Source organism: Mesorhizobium sp. GW821-FHT07A06 (assembly GCF_059419085.1).
The window spans coordinates 19,424-42,120 of record NZ_JBWKRC010000005.1 but is presented as its reverse complement, the minus strand read 5'-3'; the positions used below and the strand labels follow the sequence as shown (position 1 = coordinate 42,120).

Below are 22,697 nucleotides of genomic sequence, written 5' to 3'. Positions count from 1 at the left end.
TTCATTATCCAATGCGCGGTCTGGGCGGGACCGCTGTCGGGTACGATCCTGTTGGAGGGTATTCGGGATCGACCGCGCATCGGCCCAAAAATCGCTTCGATTTTTGGAAAGCACGATGCGCAAAATTGAAAATGGCAGAGCGTCCTTTGCGCGTCCAAGGAGATGCGCGGCGCTCTGAAGGAGGGATTGGACTGACCGTTCGGGGACGCAGCTAGAGATGGCGTTGGATGACGACATCCGCATCCTGTCCGCCGTGAGGCTCTTCGAGGGTTTCACGCAGGAACAACTGCGCCTGCTCGCCTTCGGCGCCGAGACCACCGTGGTGCGGGCCGACCACAAGCTCTACCGCGAGGATGACGAGGCCGATTCGGCCTATATCGTGGTCAGCGGGCGCATCGTGCTCTATCGCGAGCAGAATGGCCAACGCATCCCGATCGGCGAGGCCGGCCCCGGCACGATGCTCAGCGAACTGGCATTGATCGCCGACACCAACCGGCTGACCAGCGCGTCGGCCGAAATCGACTCGGAAGTGATCCGCCTCAGCCGCAAGATGTTCCGCCGCATCCTGGAGGAGTATCCCGAGGTGGCGGTGAAACTGCACCAGCGCATCCTCGACGATTTCCAAGCCTTGATCGCCCGCATCGAGGAGCTGGGGCCGCGGTTTGACGGGTAGGTCTAATTGCCGTCTCGAACGGCTTTTGGCCGGAACAGGCACCAGAATGGCTTCCCGGGCCCAAGTTCACCTTGGCCGAGGAGTTGAAACCCGCAACGTTCATAGAAAGCCAAATTCCTGCGTCGTGCGGTTTCGAGAAACGTCCCTGCCGAGACAGGATCTCTTTCGGCAAGATTGCAATAAGCCTTGATGAGCGCGCCGCCAGCCCCCTTTCCCTGCATTGAGGGGTGAACGCCAAGGACGCCAAGGTAGAAATGCGGTTTCCGCGGCTTGTATTCTTCACTGATGGCGTCAGCCCTCTCGAAGCGCGAAGCCATCGATTCCTGCCTTTGCTGAAGCAGAGCCCATCTCTGTTGGTGAGCTGGAAGCCATTCAGGCCGCCGCGTATCATAGCCCATCACCGCACCAAGGATGCGACCCTCGCTCTTTAACAGCAGCACAGGCATTCCAAGCGCCAGGCGCGCCGCCATCAGGATCGAGAAGAACTCCGTCACCAGCGCCTGACGCTGCGCAGGATCGCCCAAGAAGAAAAAAGCCATCTGCGGATCATCGGCAAAGGCAGCCGCCAGGCAGTCGGCCGCCGATGTCACATCCGGCTCTCGTGCTGCCACTATCTCCATTCAACGACCCCTTTGGCCTCCGGTCTAATCCAGGTCGAACCGTGCAATGACAGGCACATGGTCCGAGGGGCGGTCCCAGCCGCGTGCCGCCCTCAGGATTTCGTAACCGGCGAAATCCGGCACCAGGTTGGGCGACGACCAGACATGGTCGAGCCGCCGGCCCCGGTTCGACGCTTCCCAGTCCTGAGCGCGATAACTCCACCAGGTGTAGAGCTTCTGGTCCGATGGCACGTTGAGCCGCATCAGGTCGACCCAGTTGCCGGCCAGCCGCATCGCCTCGAAGTTTTCGGTCTCGACCGGCGTATGGCTGACCACATTGAGCAATTGCTTGTGCGACCAGACGTCGTGCTCGAGCGGCGCGATGTTGAGGTCGCCGACCAGCACCGAAGCGGACACCTCGTTGTGCTCGGCGCGGATGGCGTTCATCTCCGCGACGAAATCGAGCTTGTGCTTGAATTTCTTGTTGATTTCGGGATCCGGTTCGTCGCCGCCCGCCGGGACGTAGAAATTGTGCAGCAGGATCGTCTTGCCGCCGGCGCGCACAGTCACCGACAAATGCCGGCTATCCTCGATCTCGCAGAAACGGCGCTTTTCGACCACCTCGATCGGCCGCCGCGCCACGGTGGCGACGCCGTGATAGCCCTTCTGTCCATGGAAGGCGATGTGCCCGTAGCCGAGCTTGCGGAATGCCTTTTCCGGGAACAGTTCGTCCGGAACCTTGGTCTCTTGCAGGCACAGCACATCGGGGGCGTACTCATCGAGCAGGCGTTCGACGATCGGCATGCGCAGGCGCACGGAGTTGATGTTCCAGGTGGCGATGGAAAAGGGCATTTGGCAATCCGGGACAGCGTACTTCCAGCCAGGACCGATGAATCCTGACGGAGAAGACGCCTTTTGAGGGAGTCAGCCCCGAAACTGCCAGCCGGGCGCCACAAAGACAAGCCGGGCCATGTTGCATACCCTTCGAGATCGGCCAAAGCCTTCCCAACTTCGTCATCTTGGGGCGAAGCAGGCGCGCAGCGCCGTCGCGGAGACCCTGGGATCCATTCCGTAACGTCCGCCCAAAAACGCAACGGCGCAGAATAGAGTTGGCGATCAGCGCGTCTTGGTGTTCAGCTCGCGGTTGGCCGTATAGTCGATGGCAAAGGTGTCGGCGGCGAAGCTGACGCCTTCCTTGGTGTTGAAGATCATCACCGTGGTGTCCTTGCCTTGCGCGTCGGTGATGGTCCACTGGCGCAGATCATAGGTTTTCGGATCGAACATCATGGTGATCATCGCATTGCCGAATACCGACTTGTCGGCGAGCTTGATGGTGGTGAGGTCGTCCTCTTCCTTGACGCTCTTGACGCGATCGCCGGAGAGGTCGATGCGGTCGTCGAGCAGCAGCTTCAGCGGCGTCTTGGATAGCGGATAGAGATCCGACGTGTTCAGCTTCTTGTTGAGGATGACCACCGACTTGCCGTCGGAAATCACCCGGAAATTCGACGCTCCGTCATAGTTGAAGCGGATCTTGCCCGGCCGTTCCAGGAAGAACTTGCCGCCGGTCTGCTCGCCCTTGGGGCCGAACTGGACGAATTCGCCGCTCATCGATTTGACCGAGGAAAAATGGTCGGCGATCTTCTGCGCGGCTGCGGGCACGGCGGCCTGCGCCGAGGCCAGCAATTCGAAGCCAGGTATCACATTGAGGGCGGCTGCACCCGCAGCGACAAGGCCGAGGCCAAGCAGCTGGCGGCGGGTCGGGGCGAAATTTCCGAGTGCTGAAAGATCGTTTTTCATGGCGGTCACTCTCGTGGTGATTCCTGTATCTGTCGTTGTCCTGAGCCCCCAGTTGGGCTGAAGTTTGGCGGACGGACGGTGCTGCTCGTTTCAACGCGCCGCAAGGTTCAAGGTTGCGGCCGGCTTCTCATCAGAACTTGTCGTCTTCGGTTGGCACCAGGATTTCGCGTTTTCCCGCATGGTTGGCCGGGCCGACAATGCCTTCCTTTTCCATCTTCTCGATAATCGAGGCGGCGCGGTTGTAGCCGATGCCGAGACGGCGCTGGATGTAGCTGGTCGATGCCTTGCCGTCGCGCAGCACCACGGCGACCGCCTGGTCGTAAGGGTCGTCGGAATCCTCGAAATTGCCGCTGCCGCCGCCGGAACCGCCCTTGCCGGATGGCTCGTCGTCGTCCTCGTCGTCATCCTCGGTGATGGCGTCGAGATATTCGGGCACGCCCTGCAGCTTCAGGTGCCCGACGATCTTCTCCACCTCGTCGTCGGAGACGAAAGGACCGTGCACGCGCTGGATGCGGCCGCCGCCGGCCATGTAGAGCATGTCTCCCATGCCGAGCAGCTGCTCGGCGCCCTGCTCGCCCAGGATGGTGCGGCTGTCGATCTTCGACGTGACCTGGAAGGAGATGCGGGTCGGGAAGTTGGCCTTGATCGTGCCGGTGATGACGTCGACCGAGGGACGTTGCGTCGCCATGATGACATGGATGCCGGCGGCACGCGCCATCTGCGCCAGGCGCTGCACGGCACCTTCGATGTCCTTGCCGGCGACCATCATCAGGTCGGCCATCTCGTCGATGATGACGACGATGTAGGGCATCGGCTCGAGGTCGAGATTCTCGGTCTCGTAGATCGCCTCGCCGGTCTGGCGGTCGAAGCCGGTCTGCACCGTGCGCGATATCTTCTCGCCTTTTTTCTCGGCCTGCTGAACGCGGGCGTTGAAACCGTCGATGTTGCGCACGCCGACCTTGGACATCTTGCGGTAACGGTCCTCCATCTCCCGCACGGTCCATTTCAGCGCCACCACGGCCTTTTTCGGATCGGTGACGACGGGCGTCAAAAGATGCGGGATGCCGTCATAGACGGAGAGTTCGAGCATCTTCGGGTCGATCATGATCAGCCGGCATTCCTGCGGCGTGAGCCGGTAGAGCAGCGACAGGATCATGGTGTTGATGGCGACCGACTTGCCCGAGCCGGTGGTGCCGGCGACCAGCACGTGCGGCATCTTGGCGATGTCGACGATGACGGCCTCGCCATTGATGGTCTTGCCCAGCGCCAGCGCCAGCTTGGCCTTGGTTGTCTCGAAGTCGCGGCTGGCCATGATCTCGCGCAGGTACACGGTCTCGCGTTTGGCATTCGGCAGTTCGATGCCGATTGCGTTGCGGCCGGGCACCACGGCGACGCGGCAGGCGATCGCGCTCATCGAGCGGGCAATGTCGTCGGAAAGGCCGATGACGCGAGACGATTTGATGCCGGGCGCCGGTTCCAGCTCATAGAGGGTGACCACGGGACCGGGGCGTACGGCGATAATCTCGCCCTTGACTCCGAAATCTTCCAGCACGCCTTCGAGCAGGCGCGCGTTCTGCTCCAGCGCGTCCTTCGACAGGCTCGGGTCCTTCGCCACGTTCTTCGGTTCGGACAGGAAATGCAGCGACGGCATCTCGAACTTGTCCGAGCCGATCAGCGAGGTCTGCGCCTCACGCTGGACGCGCGCGCCGGGAGCCGGGCGTGGTGCCGGCGCCTCGACGCGGGTGGCGGCGTCGGAGCGGAACTGCTGCACCTTGGCGGTGGAGCCAGCGCGACGCTGGACGATAGGCCCCTCGTCGTCCATGTCGTCGTCGCGGTCGAAGATATCGTCATCATCCGGATCGACGGAAACGCTGCGGTCATTGACCATGGCGGCGAAGAATTCCGGCTCGACGCGGGCGCGCCCATCCTGGCTCATGCGCTGCTCGGCGAACTCGGCCGACTCGACCCGTTCGGCGGCGCGGCGCCAGGCGCTGGCGCGCGGCTCCAGCTCCGGCTCGTATTCGTCCCGCTCCTGCCTGCGGCGCACCGCGCGCCGATGCATCCACGCGCGCAACGACAGCCACCAATGGGTAATGGCACCGAGCGCCAATATGCCCTCGTCGCCCTCATCCTCGTCATTGTCGAACAGAAGATCGTCCTCGCGCGGGTCCGCGGCCGGTTCCTCCATCACGGCGAAGCCGTTCTTGCGCCCGATCAGCGCCGAGCCATAGGCGAACAGCCAGAGCGCGGGTGCCGCCAGCAGAACGGCGAGCACGCTGGCGATCAGTCCGGTCGGATAGCCGCCGATGAGGACGCCGGGAATCTTGAGCACCATGTCGCCGAACACGCCGCCGAGGCCGGTGGGCAGCGGCCAGGTCTTGGGCGGAACGATGCAACCGGCGATGGCGGCGGCGAGCAGCGCGAAGCCGAACCAGAACAGCCCGCGCTTGGGCAGCCTGTCGACACCACGCGCCGAAAACAGGAGGTAACCCCAGATCACGGCCGGAACCAGCGCGGCAACCGCGGCAAGGCCGAAGAACTGCATGGCAAGATCGGAGAACACAGCGCCGGCATAGCCCATGGCGTTGGTGACGGTGTTGTTGGTGGCGTGCGAGAAGCTTGGATCGGCAACGTTCCAGGTGGCGAGGCTGGCAACCCCGAAGGCCACAGCCAGGAACATGCCGGCACCGACCAGACGGCCGACCTGGCGCCGCGCGAAAGCCTGGATGCCGTGCCCCGTATCGGCCAGCGCGAGCGGTGCTGAAGCCCCTGAACGCATGCTCTTCCCCGTCAGATTGCCTGGCCAGAGCGCATGACGCACTCCGGCAGATTCGGAAGTCAGACTAGCTGTGGGAAGGTTAAGGCCGCATTAACCATGGCTTTTTACCGATGCCGTCCCGCGGACGAGAGTGGCGGGCCGCGAAGCCCGCCATTCTTGTCTTCAAACGCCGATGCGATCAGGGCCCTCCGGACCCGATCCCGCGCGATCATTTGTGACCGGCGTACATCATCAGGTTGGCGCAGAATTCGGCATGAGGCTTGCTCATCGCCGCGTCCTGGCACTCCTTCATCATCGCATCCTGCTTGTCCTTGGCCGTCGCGGCCCAGGCCGCCTTGAAGTCCGCTTCCGACTTCATCGTCTTCATGCCGGAATCGGTGAAGAACGGCGCCATGTTGTCGGGCTCGTCGAGCGCGCCAGCAAGTGCAACACCGCTGAGCATCGACAGAGCCAGCGCTCCCAGGAACATGTTCTTAATGTTCATCAGTTGGTTCCTTCCCTGTTGGTAGCGAGCGTCGGAACGGCGCTCGCTACCCCAGTACGGAGCCGGAAGGCCCTATGTTTCTTCCCTTTGGCCGATCACGCGAACGTGATCCTTCCGAAAAACGATTCCTCATTCATCTTTTCGAAGCGTACGATTTTCCAAAAAAAGAGGCCCGAATTGCTTCGGGCCTCAATGCGTGAGCCTCTTTCGAGAACGTCACGACGGGATCTCTGGAGCAACTCCGGTGAAAACCGAACCGCGGTCTTCAGTTGGAAAGTTGCGTGAAAATATGGGGCCGGCGGGAGGAGGATCCGCCGGCCCCTTGGCGAGGCTGGCCTTACGGCACCACTTCGCCATGCTGGGAGATGTCGAGGCCTTCGACCTCTTCCTGGGTCGTCGGACGCAGGCCGACCAGCGCCTTGACGATGTAGAGGATCACGAAGGTGGCGATCGCCGTCCACAGGATGGTGAAGACGATGCCGTAGAGCTGCTTGCCGACGGAGGCGCCCGACGACAGGCTGTTGATCGCCGGGTCGGCGAGCAGGCCGGTCAGCAACGCACCAACCACGCCGCCGACGCCATGGACGCCGAAGGCATCGAGCGAGTCGTCATAGCCGAACATGTGCTTCACCTTGACCGCCGAGATGTAGCAGACCACGCCAGCGACGATGCCGACGATGAAGGCGCCGGTCGGGTTGACGAAGCCGGAAGCCGGCGTCACCGCGACCAGGCCGGCGACGGCACCCGAGATGATGCCGAGCACCGAAGGCTTCTTGGCGACGATCCATTCGGCGAACATCCAGGCAAGGGCCGCCGCGGCGGTGGCGACCTGGGTGTTGAGCATGGCGGCACCGGCAAGGCCGTCGGCCGCCAGTTCCGAACCGGCGTTGAAGCCGAACCAGCCGACCCACAGCAGCGAAGCGCCGATCACCGAATAGACCAGGTTATGCGGCGCCATGTTGGTGGTGCCATAGCCTTCGCGCTTGCCCAGAACCAGGGCGCAGACGAGACCGGCGACACCGGCATTGATGTGGACGACCGTGCCGCCGGCGAAGTCGAGCACGCCGGCCGCGCCAAGGAAGCCGCCGCCCCAGACCCAATGCGCGATCGGCGCATAGACGACCAGCAGCCACAGCGCCATGAAGATCAGCAGCGCCGAGAATTTCATGCGCTCGGCGAAGGCACCGGCGATGAGGGCAGGCGTGATGATGGCGAAGGTCATCTGGAACATCGAGAAGACGAATTCAGGAATGTTCGCGACCCCGGGCGCCCACAGCGTCGAGGTGGTGATGCCGTGATGGAAGAATTTCGAGAAGCCGCCGAGATAGGCATTCATGCCGCCGCCGTCGGAGAAGGCCAGCGAATAGCCGAACATGAACCACAGGATCGTCACCAGGCAGGTGATGGCGAAGCTCTGCATGATGGTGGCGAGCACGTTCTTCTTGCGCACCATGCCGCCGTAGAACAGCGCCAGGCCGGGGATGGTCATCATCAGCACCAACGCCGTCGAGGTCAGCATCCAGGCGGTATTGCCGGTATCGAGCACCGGTGTCGGGGCGGCGGCCGGTGCGGCGGCGGCAGCGGCCGGAGCTGCTTCCTGCGCGAAGGCGGCGACGCTGCCCAATGCTGCGAGAGCAAGCGAGCCCAGAAGGGCCGCCCGTCCCGTCGTCTTCAAGGTGGAAGAAATATTCATTGAACTCTCCATTGGAATACGTGTTCGCCGCTTAGAGCGCGTCGGTGTCTGTTTCGCCGGTGCGGATACGCACCGCCTGGTCGATGCCGAAAACGAAGATCTTGCCGTCGCCGATCTGGCCGGTCTTGGCCGCGGCGGTGATGGCTTCGACGGCCTTGTCGACCGTGTCGCCACTGACCGCGACCTCGATCTTGATCTTCGGCAGGAAACTGACCGCGTATTCCGCCCCGCGATAGATTTCCGTATGCCCCTTCTGACGCCCGTAGCCTTTGACTTCGGTGACGGTCAGGCCCTGGATGCCGACGGCGGTAAGCGCTTCGCGCACCTCGTCCAGCTTGAACGGCTTGATGATTGCCATCACGATTTTCATAAGGTTTCACCCTTTGCTGTTGCGGTCCCCCGCGTTTGCACGACTTCACCGATCCCAAGGAGCCGGAGAGTGCCCTCAAGGATTCAAGCTCCGTGCCAAGTGCCGAAGCAGCGTGTTAACCTGTTGTAAACAAAGGGAATGGAGTGACCGAAGTCAGCAGGCGCAGATCCCTGCGGCGTGCTGCATGCTCAAAATTTGTGCAATTTTTCCATTTTGCCTATTTTGCCGGCTTTGGGCATGGCGCCGAAAAGGAGGAGCCGGTTTTCTCGGACAAACGGTTTTCGTTTGTCCGGTCATCCTGCTCAAACAAGACTCGCAATGCTCAACGCTTGAGCCGGATCAGGCCTTCCTGGGCCATCGAGGCGATCAGCGTGCCGTCACGGGCATAGAGGGTGCCACGGCTGAAGCCGCGCGATCCCGAACTCGAAGGGCTGTCCTGCGCATAGAGCAGCCAGCCGTCAAGCGAATGCGGCCGGTGGAACCACATGGAATGGTCGAGACTCGCCGCCTGGATATCGGGATCGAACAGGCCGCGCCCATGCGCGAAGGTCGAGGTGTCGAGCAGTGTCATGTCCGAGAGATAGGCGAGCAGCACCGATTGCAGCGCGCGGTCGTCGGGAACCGGCCCGGCAAGACGGATCCAGACATTCTGCCGGGGCGGCAGCTTGTCGCGGCTCTCATAGTGCTGGAGATTGACCGGCCTGAGCTCCAGCGGCCGCTCACGCGCCCAGAAACGGCGCACCGCTTCAGGTACACGTTCGGCCTTCTCGAGCAGCTGCCGCTGGGTCTGCAGGCCCTCCGGAGGCGGCACGTCGTCGGGCAGCGCGAATTGATGCTCGAGCCCCTTTTCATCGACCTGGAACGAGGCTTCCAGCGAAAAGATCGCCTGTCCGTGCTGAATTGCCAGCACGCGTCGGGTGGTGAAGGAGCCGCCGTCGCGGATGCGGTCGACCTCGTAGACGATCGGCACCTTGATATCGCCCGGCCGCATGAAATAGCCGTGCAGCGAATGCACGAAGCGGTCCGGCTCGACCGTGCGCTGCGCCGCCACCAGCGCCTGGGCGATGGTCTGGCCGCCGAACACGCGCTGCCACTCCACCTGGGGGCTGCGACCACGATACAGATTGTGTTCGAGCCTCTCGAGGTCGAGAATGCGCAGAAGCTCGTCCATGGCCGCCGTCATGTTTTGTGACCTTACCGCAAAATTGCTATGGCGGTTTCCGACAGGAAGGACGAGCCGTCAAGGGCGCAAGCCCGGTCGGTGCGCAAGGAGCCAGGACAATGGAACGCAAGGCGGACGCCAAGACCAGACCCGGGCTCGATGTCCTCGTTGCCGGCGCCGGCTATGTCGGGCTGGCCGCCGCCGTCTCGCTGAAGCAGGCGCGGCCGGGTCTTGCCGTGGCGTTGGTCGATGCCGCGCCGGCCGGCGTCTGGCAACGCGATGGCCGCGCCTCGGCCATTGCCGCCGCCGCCTGCCGCATGCTCGACCAGCTCGGCGTCTGGGCCGAGATCGCGCCGCAGGCGCAGGCCATCACCGAAATGATCATCACCGATTCGCGCAGCTCCGATCCGGTGCGCCCCGTCTTCCTGACCTTCGGCGGGGAAGTGGCGCCGGGCGAGCCCTTCGCGCACATGGTCGCCAACAAGGCGTTGAACGGCGCCTTGCGCGGCAGGGCCGAGAAGCTCGGCATCGACATCATCGAAGGCGTCGCGGTGCAGGGTTTTGAGACCGGCGGTGCCGGCATATCGGTGCACCTGGCCGACGGAGCCGCGCTGACGGCGCGGCTGCTGGTCGCCGCGGACGGCGTCAATTCGAAGCTGCGCGACATGGCCGGCATCAAGACGGTGAAATGGGAATACGGCCAGTCCGGCATCGTCTGCACGGTGGCGCATGAGCGGCCTCACAATGGCCGCGCCGAAGAGCATTTCCTGCCCGCCGGACCCTTTGCCACGCTGCCGCTGAAACCCGACGAGGACGGCACCAACCGTTCGTCGATCGTCTGGGTCGAACGCACGGAGGATGCCAAGGCGCTCGTGGAAGGCGACGATCTCGTCTTCGAACATGAGCTCGAACAGCGCTTTGGCCTGAAGCTCGGCGAGATCCGTGTCGCCGACAAGCCGCGCGCCTGGCCGCTCGGCCTCACCATTGCACGCGCCTTCGTCGCGCCGCGTGTGGCCCTTGCCGGCGACGCCGCCCACGGCATCCATCCGATCGCCGGACAGGGCCTCAACCTCGGCTTCAAGGATGTGGCGGCACTTGCCGAGGTGATCGTCGAGGCGGACCGGCTCGGCCAGGACATCGGCGCGCTCGACGTGCTCGAGCGCTACCAGCAATGGCGCCGTTTCGACACGGTGCAGATGGGCGTCACCACGGATGTGCTGAACCGGCTGTTTTCAAACGACATCACCCCACTGCGCACCGTTCGCGACATCGGCCTCGGCCTCGTCGAGCGCATGCCGCGCCTGAAGGAATTCTTTATCCGGCAGGCGTCAGGGCTGTCCGCCGGTACGCCGAGGCTTTTGAAGGGCGAGGCGATCTAGTCGTCTTGGTGGCGCCGGGGTGTGTTGAGATTCAGGTCAGGCCGAGTCGAGAACGGTAGCTTTCGAGAACCGGAGCGGAGCGTACTTAAGTACGTGAGCACCGGAAGCGCAGAAAGCTGCCGTTCGCAGACCGGCCTCACCTGAATATCAGCACACCCTAGTTCACCTCGAAACCCAGCCTCTGCCGCAGCCTCAGCATGCGCTGGTCGGCGATTTCGAGCCGCTTCTCGCCGCCTTGGGCCGCACGGTTCACCATCTGCAGCAGATCGTTTCGTTCCGATACGTCGAGGCGCTCGCGCAGGAACGGCGCCAGCTTGTCGATGACGACAGTGGTGTCGTCGATCTGTGAGGCCGCCCACTTGGCGTAGATGATCGCCTCGTCGGTCTTCTTCTTGTCGGCGATCTCGGAGATCACCGCGCGGATGACGGCTTCTCGCCGCGGCAGGACAGGCCCGTTCTCGGAGACGATCGATGTAATCAGCGTCGCGGCGGCCACCACCGGATCGTCGATCGCCGTCAGGGGCGACAGGGCCGCCTGGTTGCGCAGCTTCTTGCGCCTGATGTTGCCTTGCACGCGCCCGACGACATCGGCGACCTCGCGCGCGGCGTCGTTCATGGCCTTCATCCGGTACCACCAGAGCGCCGCCGCCCCGAGCACGCCAAGGACAGCAATCAGGAAAGGCATGTCGAAATCCCCAGGAGCCGAGGGACGATAGGAGAACTGCCGCGTTGCTTCAACACGCAAGAATTGCCGCCGGCGAAGAAAAAGCAATTTGCGGCTGGTATAGCCTGGGCGACTGGATAAGCCGATTTGCAGGCCCAACCGCCAAAGCCAGGCGCCGCCTATGACCCGGGTATGTCATAGATCGCCCTGACCTCGATCGTACCGAGTTCGGCCAGCGGAATGTCGGCGGCGATGTCCAGCGCTTCCTCGAGAGTGTCCGCCTCGACCATGACGAAGCCAAGCAACTGCTCCTTGGTTTCGGCGAAAGGGCCGTCGGTGACAAGGCGCTTGCCCCTGCGCCGTCGCACCGACTTCGAGGTCTTCACCGACTGCAGCGCCTGCGCGATGATCAGCTTGCCCTGTTGGTCCAAGGACCTGTCATAGGCCAGCGAATCGGCGTCGAGCTTGGCCCCACGCTCCACGGTCAATGCATGGAGGTCTTTTTCCTCACCATAGACCAGGCAGACATATTTCATTGCGCGCTCCCGTGCCGCGATGAACCATAGGATGCGGCGATGGGCGTGTCAGCCTTGCCGTCGACCGCGGCCGTGCGGTCGAGAAGGCATGCCGCGGCGCCGATGATGGCAACAGCCGCCAGCAGCCTGCCGAGGCCGGGCGCGGGCGGATCGCGCCAGAAGTCTTCCTGTCGCACGGCCTTTTGGCCTGGCCGCGCCCATAGCGCGAAAAACAGATTGTCCATGTGAACCTCCATCCGGCCACAAATCCCATGGCCGCCCCCAGGACGGCCGGGCCGGATGGAAGTCGACATTTTCGCACGCGCTTTTTTCAGGAAAAATTTCGGCGCGACACCAATGTCGCGGTTTCCGCGGCCATCGCGCGGTGGCCTTCGCCGGCGCCCGCGCTATAGTTGGCAGGAACGCTGGCGCCGGGCCGGCGCAATCGAGGCCAAGGAGGACTTCATGGACCGCACCGCCACCGCCGTCTGGAAAGGCAATCTGAAAGAAGGCAAGGGCACGCTCGACAGCCAGAGCGGAACCTTGAAGGGCACGCCCTATTCGTTCAAGGCGCGCTTCGAGGATGAAAGCGGCAAATCCGGCACCAATCCGGAAGAGCTGATCGCGGCCGCCCATGCCGGTTGCTACGCCATGCAGCTTTCGCATTTCCTGGCCGAGAACGGCACGCCCGCCGCCGAACTCGACGCCAAGGCCGTGGTGACGCTGGTCCCGGGCACCGGCATCACCGGCAGCGCGATCACGCTGGTCGGCAAGGTGCCCGGCATCGATGCGGCGAAATTCAAGGAATTGGCCGAGAAGGCCAAGGCCGAATGCCCGGTCTCCAAGGCTCTTGGCGCCATAAAAGTGTCGCTCGACGCCAGGCTTGGCTAGACCAATTCCTGGACAAATATGAAACGGTTTTCCCGGGAAAGCGCGTAGCGCTTTCCCTCGGGGATGCGTCAGGACAAGAGTCGGAGCAACACGACCTTGATTGCGGGCGCCAGCTTCCCGGCTGGCGTTCGCGGTTGAGAATCAACTCTTCGACGCCCCCGCCCGCACATCGGACGGCGTTGCATCGTAGCGGCGCCGGAACGCCCGGTTGAAATAGGACAGGTCGTTGAAGCCGGCCTCGAAGGCGATCGCGGTGATGCTGCGGCCTGAGTGGCGCGGATCTGAAAGCATGCGATGCGCACGCAGCAGGCGCTGGCCGAGCATGAAGTCCGATAGCGACGTCCCCTCACCCTCGAACAGCTTCCGGATATAACGGGCCGAAAGGCGGTGACGACGGGCGATGTCCTCGGCCGACAGGCCGCCGTGCCCGCCATGGGCCGCAATATCGGCCTTGATGGCACGCAGCCGCGCCACGCGCACGCCGCGCCCGCGCGCGATTTCGGCCGCCTCCCGGGTCGCCCCCATGGCCAGCGCCACGAGATCGAACATATGCGCCGTCGCCAGACGCCAGGTCTCCGGCGTCAGCGCGTCGCCGGAATCCTGGAGCGACTGGACATAGTCGAGCAGCAACCGCATCGGCCCGCTGCCGGTCGCCAGGGGCTGCATCAGGGCCCGGGCCGGATCGCCGATCAGCGGTGAAAGCTCTCTAAGCGAAAAGCTCATATTGACGAAGCGAAAGCCGCCGGGCTGGATGACGTTGAGGCCGACCTCTTCTCCGCTCATCATCAGCGCTTGGCCGTTGCCGACCGCCTCTTCGCGACCGCGATGCTTCATGACGCTCGCGCCGTCGAGAGCCGCCAGTAGGATGAGATCGTCGCTTTCGATCAGCGATGTCGAGTGATGGACGCGGAATTCCGAGGAGGTGCCGGTGGCGATGCCAAGACCCGGCAGCGCGCGCACCTTCATGTCGACCTGGGTGGGACCGAGCGGATCGAGGTCGACCTTGAGCACCGTGCGGCCATAGACCTCGCGCATGACCTCGATACGGTCCCGCTCGGGAACCATGTCGGTAATCAGTCGAAACGAGGCGGTTGGCCCCATCGTCGCCGTCATCGGCCCCCCCATGCCAGAGCGCGCATATGCGCTGTGACCCCGAAAACGTCAATACAGGGCCGTTTGGGCCGTTTTTAGGGCCGCTGCGTCCAAGCTGGCCTCATTCCCCGGACCTAGTTTGCGGCGCGCTTCCGACCCGGAGCCGCAAGCCGAAACAACCATAAGGGGGTTCGATGTATCATTTGCAACTGTTCAAGACCCTGTCGGGTCTCGCGTCGGCGGGCTTCAATCCACGCGTCTATCTGCTGTCCATCGCTCTCGGTGGAACCGTTGCCGACCACCGCGACCTGAAGCGGCCGCCGCGCCCTGGGGAGCGTCAGCCATGAGGCTTACCCTGAAGACCGGCAAGACCGTGGTACGGGGTTCGACCCTGGTCTTCACGCCAACGGCTGGAAGCTACAAATCCGTCAATGGCTGCCTGCCCGATTTGACAGGCCTGTGGAAATTCAAGCCGGGCGATTTGAAGCCGGTTTCGCTGCGCTGGCGACTGGAGGGCGGGCAGCTGCGGCTGATCGCCCCTGACGGGGAAATGAGCGGCGTTTATGGCAGGAAGTGAGGCGCCTGGCCGGCTCCGCCGGTCAGCGGCTCGATGCCGGCACGCAGCCTCGCGGCTTCAACCGCCCAGCGCGTCAAGCCGGGCGCGAAGTGCGGCGACTTCCTGCTCCAGAGCCTCCAGCCTCGCTTCCAGGTCGGAGTGAGGCAGGGCCGGCACACCGCGCTGCGCCGATAGCACCGCGACGTCCACCGGGCCGGCGAGAAGATGCACGTAACGGTCCTCGCGCTGTCCCGGCCCCCGCGGTATTTCCTGGACCAGCGGCGGCCGGCGGCCGATTAGCATGTCGAGTTCGCCGCGCAGGTCTTCGATCGACGCAAACCGCGCCATGCGCTCGGCTCGCGTCAGGAGCTCATGCGCCGTCTGCGGTCCGCGCAGCAAGAGCAGGCCAAGCAACGCGCTCTGCGGCGTGGTCAGCGAGAAGCGTTGCGCCATCTGATGTTCGTAGCGCTCGACGCGCGAGCCGAACATCTGCCGCACCAGCCCCTTCTGCTCGAGCAGCTTCAGTGCCCGGTGCACCTCTGTCTGCTCCAGCGCCATCACCGGCTCGCGCGCCGTCTTCTGGTTGGCGGCGGCAAGTGCACTGTTGAGCGTCAGCGGGTAGACATCAGGCGTGAGTTCCTTCTTCTCGATCAGGCAACCGAGCACGCGCGCTTCGACGGGATTGAGGATGGGAAGGTCTTCGCTCATGAAAGTTGTTCAGCCTCCCGGCGGTAAAATTCGGTTGCAACGGCATATTTGCGCGCTTGGCGGGCCTCATCCCTGACCGTGGCGGCAAGGTTCATTTCGTGGTGACCATAGCGTGCTTCGAAATAGTGCGCGATTGCGGGCGATGAGACCGGACCCCATCTCCCGCGCCCGGCTTTCCGCTCGACCAGGCGGCGGACTTCAAGGCGCGATTTGGCGTCCAACACATATGCACGTAGCGCGCCTTGGCATCTAGTCCAACTCGACTTCGGGCGCCACGTCAGCCCGTGACGGTTTCAACTGCCAGAACGATCTGACGAGCACATCCTCGGCATAGATCGCATCGTCGAACTGGGCTTGTCCAAACACCTGGGTCAGCGTCGGTCGGTCCCCGAGCAGCGAAACGCCAAAGCCAGCCTGGTCATTCGTCAGCGGCACCTCCAGTGCATCCAGAATGGTCGGAAATATGTCGATCGTGCCCGAAAGCCCAGCATACACTTTGGCAGGAATGCCTGTGCCCGAGAGAGAGAAAAAGTTGCGCCGTTCATATTTGTTCAAACGATCCGTCACGGTGCTTGGAGCACTAAGATGGTCGCTTTGCAGCACCAGAACGGTGTTTGCCATCAGGCCTTCGGCCTCGGCTTTATGGATGAAGTCCGCGATAAGCATGTTCGTGCATTTCACGGCATGGAGAATGTTGGGGGCCTGCGAGGAAAGTCCCGTGTTGCCGATACATTTGTTGGTCAGGTAGCCATCCATCGCATGGCCGCCGCTGACGGCGATCGTCAGCGAGAACGGTTTGCCGCCTTGCTGCGCGCGCCGCAAGACGTCGAGGCTCATATCCAGAACCTGGGCGTCGTCGGCGCCGAATGAGCTGCCAGGCCCGCCGACGGCGGCCACCACATCGGCTCCCCCGAGAAGCGAAGAGTAGCCATGGGAAGCGTAGAATGCCCCCTGACCGGTAAAGCCGAGCGGCCAACCGGAAATGAAGTTCTGCCGATAGCCTCGTGCCCTTAGAACATCGCCCAGGCATGTCAGGCCCGGCAGGAATTGCGAATTCTCCTCCAGATATTGGCGCGTTGTGAAATAGGTCATCAGTAACGGCGTTCCGCAGTTCGCTGCCACCATTCCGGCCATGGAGTTGTTGGTGTAGGCGAGTTGCACCATGTTCGTCGCCGAAAGACCGCGCTTGTCGAATTCGAGCAACGGATCCATGACGTCTCCGAACTCCGCCTTGTTCACGTAAGTGCGCTCGGCGCTCTCGATGAAGATGTGGACCAGGTTCCTTGGCGCGGCCGCCACGGACGCCATGCCTGATTCTGGTTCTGTCAACGGAGTGATATCGACGAACCGCGTGATCAGAAAATCATGCAACGGATTGGGATGGATCGCCGCCGAGATCGGACGCATCAGCATCGGGTTCGCCGCCAGGAAGAACGCCATCAGGGCGACGTCCAATCCTCTTGTCAGCGTGCCACGCGCCTTCATTGCGCCAAGGCCGACAAGAACGACTGCAATGACCAGTATGGTACTGCCGGTATGCATCAGATATTCAAAAACGACACCGGGCGTGAGGATACCCGCATCGACATGCATCAACATCGCACCCCAATCAAAATAACCGAAGGCGCTTTCGAGATAGATATAGACAAGGAATAGAAAGCCGGGGAAAAGCGCGAAATAGAGCCTGAACCACCCGGTTTTCTTCTGGCCTGCCTTTTTGTCCCGGAATCTCTCCATCGAAACAAGCGCGATTAAGATCCCTAGGCCGACAGCCGCAAGCAGCCCCTTCTCCTGAAAATAGATCAGCGAGACAAGCCAAGTGAGCGATCCCACTGTTGCCACGCTGATCAACGGCCCGGATACTGAGTACCGATTCAAGATGAAGCCGCGCATAACTTTGCTCTCGATCGACAATGCCAAAAATGGATATCGCGAACCACTTAAAACTATACTAAGTCGATGCTGCTAGGCCTCGCGTATCAGGCGGCCAATTACTTGCGTAGTTTCTAATATAAGTCGCCAAAAAGCCTTGCCCTGGCGGGCAGCGTGTCTGGAAACAACGATCAGGCACGGTCGGCCACTCATCAAGCAGGAGCAGGCCAGACAAGGCGGACCGCGGTTGCTGTCGTCACCGCCTGTCGTCGCCAGGCAAGGTCGCGGTCGAACCAGCCCCCACGACGGATGCCGGCGGGATCAGCGGCGTTACCATCCGGCCCTCCTCCGCCTTGTAGAAATACTGGCTGGCCACCAGCCATCCCTTCAGCGGCCGCAGCGGCGGGATGCAGGTCAGGAGCATGAACGGCAAGGTGGTGAAGAGATGCACCCAGTAGGGCGCTTCGAAGCGCACCTCGATCCAGAGCGCCAGCACTACGCTCGGCACGCATGCGAAGCAGATCACGAAGAAAGCCGGGCCATCGGCGGGGTCGGCGAACGAATAGTCGAGCCCGCAGACCTCGCAGCCTTTGCGCAGCTTCAGGAAGCCCTCGAACAGATGTCCCTCGCCACAGCGCGGACACCGCCCCCTTATGCCCGTCTCAATCGGTGAGAGGGGAGGCCATTCGCGATCCTGAACCATTTGTTTTGCCCTTGTCTGCGGCGCGTGGAAACCCTGCCCTTTCGCGGTCACTCGCCCGCGTGCGGCGGCAGAACTTGCTGGTCCCCATGGCGTCATTGATTGCACAATGTATGTGGTATGTATGCATACATTGTCAAGAGCAATCCCTACAAGATCAAACCACCATCGACGACATGGCCGGCGACTGCGACAGAAGGTCCGCAACGATCCGCAGGCTGTCACGCAGATCGTCTTCATTGGCGGCCGCGCCAAGCCCAAGGCGGACAGCCTCGGGCGGCGAGGCGATGGCGAAGGCGTCGCTCGCCACCACGCCGATGCCGGCCGAGCGCAGGCGCGCGGTGAACTCGCCCCGCGTCCAGGGACCGGCCAGCCGCAGCCATGCGTGGAAACCCTGCGGGTCGGCCTGTCCGAAGCCGGGCGGCAGGATGGCGGCGGCGATCGCCTGCCGGCGACGCGACTCCTCGCGGATCGCGGCAAGGACCGCGTCGGCGGTGCCCTCCTCGATCCAGCGGGTCGCGATCGCGGCCGTCAGGGGAGAGGCCATGGAGGCGGTCGCCCTTATGGCGCTCGCCACCCTGGCGGCGGAGCGGCCATCCGGCGGCACGAGATAGGCGATCCGCAAGGCTGGGGACAGGCATTTCGCCAGGCCCGCGACATGATAGACGAGATCCGGCGCGAGCGCGGCCAGCGGCGGCACGGCGTCGGCCGGCAAGGCACCGTAGGCATCGTCCTCGATGATGGGCACCTGATGGCGGCGGGCAATCTCGATCAGGGCCTCGCGACGGCCGAGAGGCAGGGTCGCGGTCGTCGGATTGTGCAGGGTCGGCGTGCAGTAGAGTGCTTTTGGCCGATGTTCCGCGCACACGGCCTCGAATGCTTCGGGAATTAGTCCATGCTCGTCGATCGGCACGCCGACGAGATTGATCCTGAGATGCGCGGCAAGCGACCGGAAGCCGGGATAGGTCAGGGCCTCGACGCAGATCGTCTCCCCGGGTCCGGCGAGCACGCCGGCCAGCGCCAGCAGCGCGCCCTGTGCTCCGGGGCAGACCAGAAGCCGCTCCGCGGGAATGGCGCCGAGCCTCGGTGAAAGCCAGCGCGCGCCCGCGGCGCGGTCGCGCGCGGTTCCCCCGGCCTCCTGGTAGCGCAGAAGCAGGCCCAGCCCGTCATCCGCCCGCAGATCGGCAATTCGATCCCACATTCGCGCGACCAGCCCGGCATCCTCGAACCGGGGTGGCAGGTTCATGCTCATGTCGACAAGGCCGGTCGAGACACCTCGTCCCTCGCTCGGTCGCCGAGCCCGGACATAGGTGCCCTGCCCGACCCGCCCGTCGATCAGGCCCCGCTTGCGCGCCTCGGCATAGGCGCGGCTGACCGTGGTGAAATCGATGCCGAGCGCATCCGCCAGCGCGCGCTGCGGCGGCAGCCTGAAACCGCCGGCCAGCCGGCCCGAGACGATATCAGCCGACAGGGCATCGGCAATGGCGAGGTAGACCGGCCCGTCGCCCTTGCGGATGACCGGCGTCCATGAAGCCTGATTGTCGTCCATTGCCTTCGCCTCGCGATCCAGATGTATGGATATTGTATGTCACGGCAGGCGAATGCAAGGCCCCGACAATTGGCTGGCGATGGGAGCACTGTCGGCGACCGGACGATCCGACCTTGCCGACACGACAGCCCGCCCCAAGGGGGGGCAAGATAGTCGGCGTCAGACGCGCCGTTCGACCATCATCTTCTTGATCTCGGCGATCGCCTTGGCCGGGTTGAGGCCCTTGGGGCAGGTTTGCGCGCAGTTCATGATGGTGTGGCAGCGGTAGAGCCGGAACGGGTCTTCGAGATTGTCGAGCCGCTCGCCCTTGGCCTCGTCGCGGCTGTCGATCAGCCAGCGATAGGCCTGCAGCAACGTCGCCGGGCCGAGATAGCGATCGCCGTTCCACCAGTAGCTCGGGCACGAGGTCGAGCAGCAGGCGCACAGGATGCATTCGTAGAGCCCGTCGAGCTTCTCGCGGTCCTCATGGCTCTGCAGCCATTCCTTGGCCGGCTGCGGCGACACCGTCTTCAGCCACGGCTCGATCGAGGCGTGCTGGGCGTAGAAATTGGTGAGGTCGGGCACCAGGTCCTTGACCACCTGCATATGCGGCAGCGGATAGACTTTCACGGCGCCGGAAATGTCGTCGCAGCCCTTGGTGCAGGCCAGCGTGTTGGAGCCGTCGATGTTCATGGCGCAGGAGCCGCAAATGCCTTCGCGGCAGGAGCGGCGCAAGGTCAGCGTCGGGTCGATCTTGTTCTTGATCCAGAGCAGCGCGTCGAGCACCATCGGCCCGCAATCGTCCATGTCGACGAAATAGGTGTCGATGCGCGGATTCTCGTCATCGTCCGGCGACCAGCGGTAGATGCGGTATTCCCGCAGATTGGTGGCGCCCTCCGGCTTCGGCCAGGCCTTGCCCTGCTGGATCTTCGAGTTCTTGGGAAGCGTGAGTTCGACCATTACCTCAGGTCCTTTCGGATGACGAGCTTCAGCCCGGACCAGATTTCATTCACTGCGGCGACCTTGACGTCGACAAGGTCGCGCTTCAGCGCTTCAGTGCGCACGACCCCTTCGGTGACATCGGTCGGCACTTTCGATGCCTTTTTCGGCCAGGACACCCAGACCATGCCATCGCGCTTGATCGCCGCCTCGACATCGCCCAAGCGGTTCTCGATCTCGGCGCGCTGCCTGGTGAAGGCGTGGACAGCGTCGTATTTGAGAGCAACACCGGAAATGCCGGACCAATCGGCCAGCCGGTCGACTTCGGCAAAGGCGACGGCGTCCGTCAGGCCGTCGAGTTCCGGCGGCAGCGCGATAAAGGCCGCGGTCATGCCGTCCTTCAGGCCGAGCTTGGCCGGAAGAGGCGTGCCGGAATATCCCGTCGCCGCCAGCGCCATCGTCAGTATACCCTGGCCTTGGGCGCGATCTTGGCGAGGCTGATGCCGCCGTCCTTTTCGGCCAGCAGCGGCTCGGTGTGCACCGGCCGGTAGCTGAGCGTCACCTTGCCGTCCTCACTCACCCTCGCCAGCGTGTGCTTGCGCCAGGCGGCATCGTCGCGCGCGGAAAAGTCTTCCCGCGCATGCGCGCCGCGGCTCTCCTTGCGCGCCTCGGCGCTGTAGACCGTGGTGATGGCATTGGCCATCAGGTTCTCCAGTTCCAGTGTCTCGACCAGGTCGGAATTCCAGATCATCGAGCGGTCGAAGACCTTGATGTCCTTGAGCTCGCCCCAGATTTCCGAAATGCGCTTGCAGCCGTTCTCCAGCGAGTCCTGCGTGCGGAACACGGCGGCGTCTTCCTGCATCGCCTTCTGCATCTTCTCGCGCAGCACCGCCGTCGGCGTCGAGCCATTGGCGTGGCGCAGCCCGTCGAAGCGATCCATGATCTTCTCGACCGAGGCTTCGTTGGGCGAAGGGATCGCCGCCTTGCGGTCGATGACCTGGCCGGCGCGGATCGCCGCGGCGCGGCCGAACACCACCAGATCGATCAGCGAGTTCGAGCCCAGCCGGTTGGCGCCGTGCACCGAGGCACAGCCGGCCTCGCCGACCGCCATCAGCCCGGGCGACACCCGGTCCGGGTTCTCCGCGGTTGGGTTCAGCACCTCGCCCCAGTAATTGGTTGGCACGCCGCCCATATTGTAGTGCACCGTCGGCAGAACCGGGATCGGCTCCTTGGTCAGGTCGACGCCGGCGAAGATCTTTGCCGATTCCGAGATGCCGGGCAGCCGCTCATGCAGCACGGCCGGATCGAGATGGTCGAGATGCAGGAAGATGTGATCCTTCTTCTTGCCGACGCCACGGCCCTCGCGGATCTCCAGCGTCATGCAGCGCGAGACGACGTCGCGCGAGGCAAGGTCCTTGGCCGACGGCGCGTAGCGCTCCATGAAACGCTCGCCTTCGGAATTGACGAGATAGCCGCCTTCGCCTCGCGCGCCTTCGGTGATCAGGCAGCCGGCGCCATAGATGCCGGTCGGATGGAACTGCACGAACTCCATGTCCTGCAGCGGGAAGCCGGCCCGCGATGCCATGCCGCCGCCGTCGCCGGTGCAGGTGTGGGCCGAGGTGGCCGAGAAATAGGCGCGGCCGTAGCCGCCGGTCGCCAGCACCACCATCTTGGCCGAGAAGCGGTGGATGGTGCCGTCATCGAGATTCCAGGCGACGACGCCGGTGCAGGTGCCGTCCGGCTCCATGATCAGGTCGAGCGCGAAATACTCGATGAAGAACTGCGCGTTGTTCTTCAGCGACTGGCCGTAAAGCGTGTGCAGGATGGCGTGGCCGGTGCGGTCGGCGGCGGCGCAGGTGCGCTGCACCGGCGGGCCTTCACCGTAGTTCATCATGTGGCCACCGAACGGCCGCTGGTAGATCTTGCCCTCTTCGGTGCGCGAGAACGGCACGCCATAGTGCTCGAGTTCGTAGACCGCCGCCGGTGCCTCGCGCACCAGATATTCCATGGCGTCGACATCGCCGAGCCAGTCCGACCCCTTGACGGTGTCGTACATGTGCCATTGCCAGGAATCCGGGCCCATATTGGACAGCGAGGCGGCAATGCCGCCTTGCGCCGCCACCGTGTGCGAGCGGGTTGGGAACACCTTGGTTATGCAGGCGGTGCGCAGGCCCTGCTCGGCCATGCCGAGCGTGGCGCGCAGGCCGGCACCGCCGGCCCCGACCACCACCACGTCGAACTTGTGATCGACAAAGGTGTAGCCTGCCGTGTTGGCTGATTTCGCGTCCTTGGCCAA

At 63.6% G+C, this 22,697-nt stretch carries 24 protein-coding genes; 5 read left to right on the top strand and 19 right to left on the bottom strand.

Annotation, left to right across the window (positions count from 1 at the left end):
• The first annotated feature begins 217 nt into the window (after positions 1-217).
• Complete coding sequence (locus AC07SZ_RS17255) at positions 218-673, top strand: cyclic nucleotide-binding domain-containing protein (RefSeq protein WP_056574730.1); 456 nt, start codon at positions 218-220, stop codon at positions 671-673.
• A gap of 2 nt (positions 674-675) precedes the next feature.
• On the opposite strand, the gene AC07SZ_RS17250 is transcribed toward AC07SZ_RS17255, so the two are convergent.
• The 8 genes from AC07SZ_RS17250 to tesB form a co-directional block, all read right to left on the bottom strand.
• Entirely contained in the window at positions 676-1,293 is a 618-nt protein-coding gene (locus AC07SZ_RS17250; RefSeq protein ID WP_494915209.1) for a GNAT family N-acetyltransferase, read from the bottom strand.
• Positions 1,294-1,317: 24 nt separating this feature from the next.
• Positions 1,318-2,124, bottom strand: a complete 807-nt coding sequence (locus AC07SZ_RS17245; RefSeq protein ID WP_056574724.1) for an exodeoxyribonuclease III — start codon at positions 2,122-2,124, stop codon at positions 1,318-1,320.
• A 264-nt stretch (positions 2,125-2,388) separates the two neighbouring features.
• Positions 2,389-3,069, bottom strand: coding sequence for an outer-membrane lipoprotein carrier protein LolA (locus tag AC07SZ_RS17240; RefSeq protein WP_056574722.1), 681 nt, complete (start codon positions 3,067-3,069; stop codon positions 2,389-2,391).
• Between the two features lie 130 nt (positions 3,070-3,199).
• The gene (locus AC07SZ_RS17235) at positions 3,200-5,848 is read right to left on the bottom strand and encodes a DNA translocase FtsK (protein ID WP_172371780.1); all 2,649 of its coding nucleotides are present in this window, start codon (positions 5,846-5,848) and stop codon (positions 3,200-3,202) included.
• A gap of 208 nt (positions 5,849-6,056) precedes the next feature.
• Positions 6,057-6,332 (bottom strand): hypothetical protein, encoded by a 276-nt coding sequence (locus AC07SZ_RS17230; RefSeq protein WP_056574716.1) that lies wholly within the window; start codon positions 6,330-6,332, stop codon positions 6,057-6,059.
• Between the two features lie 337 nt (positions 6,333-6,669).
• A complete protein-coding gene (locus AC07SZ_RS17225) occupies positions 6,670-8,025 on the bottom strand; it encodes an ammonium transporter (RefSeq protein WP_056574714.1) in 1,356 nt (451 codons plus the stop codon).
• A 31-nt stretch (positions 8,026-8,056) separates the two neighbouring features.
• Positions 8,057-8,395 (bottom strand): P-II family nitrogen regulator, encoded by a 339-nt coding sequence (locus tag AC07SZ_RS17220; protein ID WP_056574711.1) that lies wholly within the window; start codon positions 8,393-8,395, stop codon positions 8,057-8,059.
• Between the two features lie 322 nt (positions 8,396-8,717).
• On the bottom strand, positions 8,718-9,578 hold the full coding sequence (gene tesB, locus AC07SZ_RS17215) for an acyl-CoA thioesterase II (protein ID WP_056574708.1): 861 nt from the start codon (positions 9,576-9,578) through the stop codon (positions 8,718-8,720).
• A 98-nt stretch (positions 9,579-9,676) separates the two neighbouring features.
• Between tesB and AC07SZ_RS17210 the strand changes: the two genes are divergently transcribed.
• Positions 9,677-10,936 (top strand): ubiquinone biosynthesis hydroxylase, encoded by a 1,260-nt coding sequence (locus tag AC07SZ_RS17210; protein ID WP_056574705.1) that lies wholly within the window; start codon positions 9,677-9,679, stop codon positions 10,934-10,936.
• Between the two features lie 157 nt (positions 10,937-11,093).
• Here the strand turns inward: AC07SZ_RS17210 and AC07SZ_RS17205 are convergent, their stop codons facing one another.
• The 3 genes from AC07SZ_RS17205 to AC07SZ_RS17195 form a co-directional block, all read right to left on the bottom strand.
• Positions 11,094-11,621 carry a hypothetical protein gene (locus tag AC07SZ_RS17205; RefSeq protein ID WP_494915205.1) on the bottom strand — a complete coding sequence of 176 codons (528 nt, stop codon included), beginning with the start codon at positions 11,619-11,621 and terminating at the stop codon, positions 11,094-11,096.
• 158 nt (positions 11,622-11,779) lie between these two features.
• Positions 11,780-12,136, bottom strand: a complete 357-nt coding sequence (locus tag AC07SZ_RS17200) for a YciI family protein (protein WP_056574699.1) — start codon at positions 12,134-12,136, stop codon at positions 11,780-11,782.
• The gene (locus tag AC07SZ_RS17195; RefSeq protein ID WP_056574696.1) at positions 12,133-12,360 is read right to left on the bottom strand and encodes a hypothetical protein; all 228 of its coding nucleotides are present in this window, start codon (positions 12,358-12,360) and stop codon (positions 12,133-12,135) included. The genes AC07SZ_RS17200 and AC07SZ_RS17195 overlap by 4 nt, the downstream gene beginning before the upstream one ends.
• A 220-nt stretch (positions 12,361-12,580) precedes the next feature.
• Between AC07SZ_RS17195 and AC07SZ_RS17190 the strand changes: the two genes are divergently transcribed.
• Entirely contained in the window at positions 12,581-13,006 is a 426-nt protein-coding gene (locus AC07SZ_RS17190; RefSeq protein ID WP_010912297.1) for an OsmC family protein, read from the top strand.
• A 141-nt stretch (positions 13,007-13,147) separates the two neighbouring features.
• Here AC07SZ_RS17190 and AC07SZ_RS17185 read toward each other — a convergent pair whose 3' ends face one another.
• A complete protein-coding gene (locus AC07SZ_RS17185) occupies positions 13,148-14,119 on the bottom strand; it encodes a helix-turn-helix transcriptional regulator (RefSeq protein WP_172371771.1) in 972 nt (323 codons plus the stop codon).
• 173 nt (positions 14,120-14,292) lie between these two features.
• Between AC07SZ_RS17185 and AC07SZ_RS17180 the strand changes: the two genes are divergently transcribed.
• Positions 14,293-14,445, top strand: coding sequence for a hypothetical protein (locus AC07SZ_RS17180; protein ID WP_081295004.1), 153 nt, complete (start codon positions 14,293-14,295; stop codon positions 14,443-14,445).
• On the top strand, positions 14,442-14,675 hold the full coding sequence (locus AC07SZ_RS17175; protein ID WP_056574690.1) for a hypothetical protein: 234 nt from the start codon (positions 14,442-14,444) through the stop codon (positions 14,673-14,675). Before AC07SZ_RS17180 ends, AC07SZ_RS17175 begins: the two co-directional genes overlap by 4 nt.
• 57 nt (positions 14,676-14,732) lie before the next feature.
• Here AC07SZ_RS17175 and AC07SZ_RS17170 read toward each other — a convergent pair whose 3' ends face one another.
• From AC07SZ_RS17170 to sdhA, 7 genes are all read right to left on the bottom strand, one after another.
• Positions 14,733-15,362 carry a YceH family protein gene (locus tag AC07SZ_RS17170; RefSeq protein ID WP_172371769.1) on the bottom strand — a complete coding sequence of 210 codons (630 nt, stop codon included), beginning with the start codon at positions 15,360-15,362 and terminating at the stop codon, positions 14,733-14,735.
• Between the two features lie 249 nt (positions 15,363-15,611).
• Positions 15,612-17,255 (bottom strand): sulfatase-like hydrolase/transferase, encoded by a 1,644-nt coding sequence (locus AC07SZ_RS17165; RefSeq protein ID WP_494915202.1) that lies wholly within the window; start codon positions 17,253-17,255, stop codon positions 15,612-15,614.
• 235 nt (positions 17,256-17,490) lie between these two features.
• The gene (locus AC07SZ_RS17160; protein ID WP_172371767.1) at positions 17,491-17,937 is read right to left on the bottom strand and encodes a DUF983 domain-containing protein; all 447 of its coding nucleotides are present in this window, start codon (positions 17,935-17,937) and stop codon (positions 17,491-17,493) included.
• Between the two features lie 154 nt (positions 17,938-18,091).
• Positions 18,092-19,483 carry an aminotransferase-like domain-containing protein gene (locus tag AC07SZ_RS17155; RefSeq protein ID WP_494915200.1) on the bottom strand — a complete coding sequence of 464 codons (1,392 nt, stop codon included), beginning with the start codon at positions 19,481-19,483 and terminating at the stop codon, positions 18,092-18,094.
• Between the two features lie 159 nt (positions 19,484-19,642).
• Complete coding sequence (locus AC07SZ_RS17150; protein ID WP_494915199.1) at positions 19,643-20,422, bottom strand: succinate dehydrogenase iron-sulfur subunit; 780 nt, start codon at positions 20,420-20,422, stop codon at positions 19,643-19,645.
• Complete coding sequence (locus tag AC07SZ_RS17145; protein ID WP_056574676.1) at positions 20,422-20,859, bottom strand: DUF3052 family protein; 438 nt, start codon at positions 20,857-20,859, stop codon at positions 20,422-20,424. The genes AC07SZ_RS17150 and AC07SZ_RS17145 overlap by 1 nt, the downstream gene beginning before the upstream one ends.
• A gap of 2 nt (positions 20,860-20,861) precedes the next feature.
• Complete coding sequence (sdhA, locus tag AC07SZ_RS17140; RefSeq protein WP_056574672.1) at positions 20,862-22,697, bottom strand: succinate dehydrogenase flavoprotein subunit; 1,836 nt, start codon at positions 22,695-22,697, stop codon at positions 20,862-20,864.

Excerpts from the sequence above, each read along its gene's own strand:
- AC07SZ_RS17230 (WP_056574716.1), bottom strand. The coding sequence starts at position 6,332 with ATGAACATTAAGAACATGTTCCTGGGAGCGCTGGCTCTGTCGATGCTC.
- AC07SZ_RS17190 (WP_010912297.1), top strand. The coding sequence starts at position 12,581 with ATGGACCGCACCGCCACCGCCGTCTGGAAAGGCAATCTGAAAGAAGGC.
- AC07SZ_RS17240 (WP_056574722.1), bottom strand. The coding sequence starts at position 3,069 with ATGAAAAACGATCTTTCAGCACTCGGAAATTTCGCCCCGACCCGCCGC.
- AC07SZ_RS17195 (WP_056574696.1), bottom strand. The coding sequence starts at position 12,360 with ATGGACAATCTGTTTTTCGCGCTATGGGCGCGGCCAGGCCAAAAGGCC.
- AC07SZ_RS17175 (WP_056574690.1), top strand. The coding sequence starts at position 14,442 with ATGAGGCTTACCCTGAAGACCGGCAAGACCGTGGTACGGGGTTCGACC.
- AC07SZ_RS17200 (WP_056574699.1), bottom strand. The coding sequence starts at position 12,136 with ATGAAATATGTCTGCCTGGTCTATGGTGAGGAAAAAGACCTCCATGCA.
- tesB (WP_056574708.1), bottom strand. The coding sequence starts at position 9,578 with ATGACGGCGGCCATGGACGAGCTTCTGCGCATTCTCGACCTCGAGAGG.
- AC07SZ_RS17250 (WP_494915209.1), bottom strand. The coding sequence starts at position 1,293 with ATGGAGATAGTGGCAGCACGAGAGCCGGATGTGACATCGGCGGCCGAC.
- AC07SZ_RS17220 (WP_056574711.1), bottom strand. The coding sequence starts at position 8,395 with ATGAAAATCGTGATGGCAATCATCAAGCCGTTCAAGCTGGACGAGGTG.
- AC07SZ_RS17210 (WP_056574705.1), top strand. The coding sequence starts at position 9,677 with ATGGAACGCAAGGCGGACGCCAAGACCAGACCCGGGCTCGATGTCCTC.
- AC07SZ_RS17150 (WP_494915199.1), bottom strand. The coding sequence starts at position 20,422 with ATGGTCGAACTCACGCTTCCCAAGAACTCGAAGATCCAGCAGGGCAAG.
- AC07SZ_RS17245 (WP_056574724.1), bottom strand. The coding sequence starts at position 2,124 with ATGCCCTTTTCCATCGCCACCTGGAACATCAACTCCGTGCGCCTGCGC.
- AC07SZ_RS17145 (WP_056574676.1), bottom strand. The coding sequence starts at position 20,859 with ATGGCGCTGGCGGCGACGGGATATTCCGGCACGCCTCTTCCGGCCAAG.
- AC07SZ_RS17165 (WP_494915202.1), bottom strand. The coding sequence starts at position 17,255 with ATGCGCGGCTTCATCTTGAATCGGTACTCAGTATCCGGGCCGTTGATC.
- AC07SZ_RS17170 (WP_172371769.1), bottom strand. The coding sequence starts at position 15,362 with ATGAGCGAAGACCTTCCCATCCTCAATCCCGTCGAAGCGCGCGTGCTC.
- AC07SZ_RS17185 (WP_172371771.1), bottom strand. The coding sequence starts at position 14,119 with ATGACGGCGACGATGGGGCCAACCGCCTCGTTTCGACTGATTACCGAC.
- AC07SZ_RS17255 (WP_056574730.1), top strand. The coding sequence starts at position 218 with ATGGCGTTGGATGACGACATCCGCATCCTGTCCGCCGTGAGGCTCTTC.
- AC07SZ_RS17180 (WP_081295004.1), top strand. The coding sequence starts at position 14,293 with ATGTATCATTTGCAACTGTTCAAGACCCTGTCGGGTCTCGCGTCGGCG.
- AC07SZ_RS17155 (WP_494915200.1), bottom strand. The coding sequence starts at position 19,483 with ATGGACGACAATCAGGCTTCATGGACGCCGGTCATCCGCAAGGGCGAC.
- AC07SZ_RS17225 (WP_056574714.1), bottom strand. The coding sequence starts at position 8,025 with ATGAATATTTCTTCCACCTTGAAGACGACGGGACGGGCGGCCCTTCTG.
- AC07SZ_RS17160 (WP_172371767.1), bottom strand. The coding sequence starts at position 17,937 with ATGGTTCAGGATCGCGAATGGCCTCCCCTCTCACCGATTGAGACGGGC.
- AC07SZ_RS17205 (WP_494915205.1), bottom strand. The coding sequence starts at position 11,621 with ATGCCTTTCCTGATTGCTGTCCTTGGCGTGCTCGGGGCGGCGGCGCTC.
- AC07SZ_RS17235 (WP_172371780.1), bottom strand. The coding sequence starts at position 5,848 with ATGCGTTCAGGGGCTTCAGCACCGCTCGCGCTGGCCGATACGGGGCAC.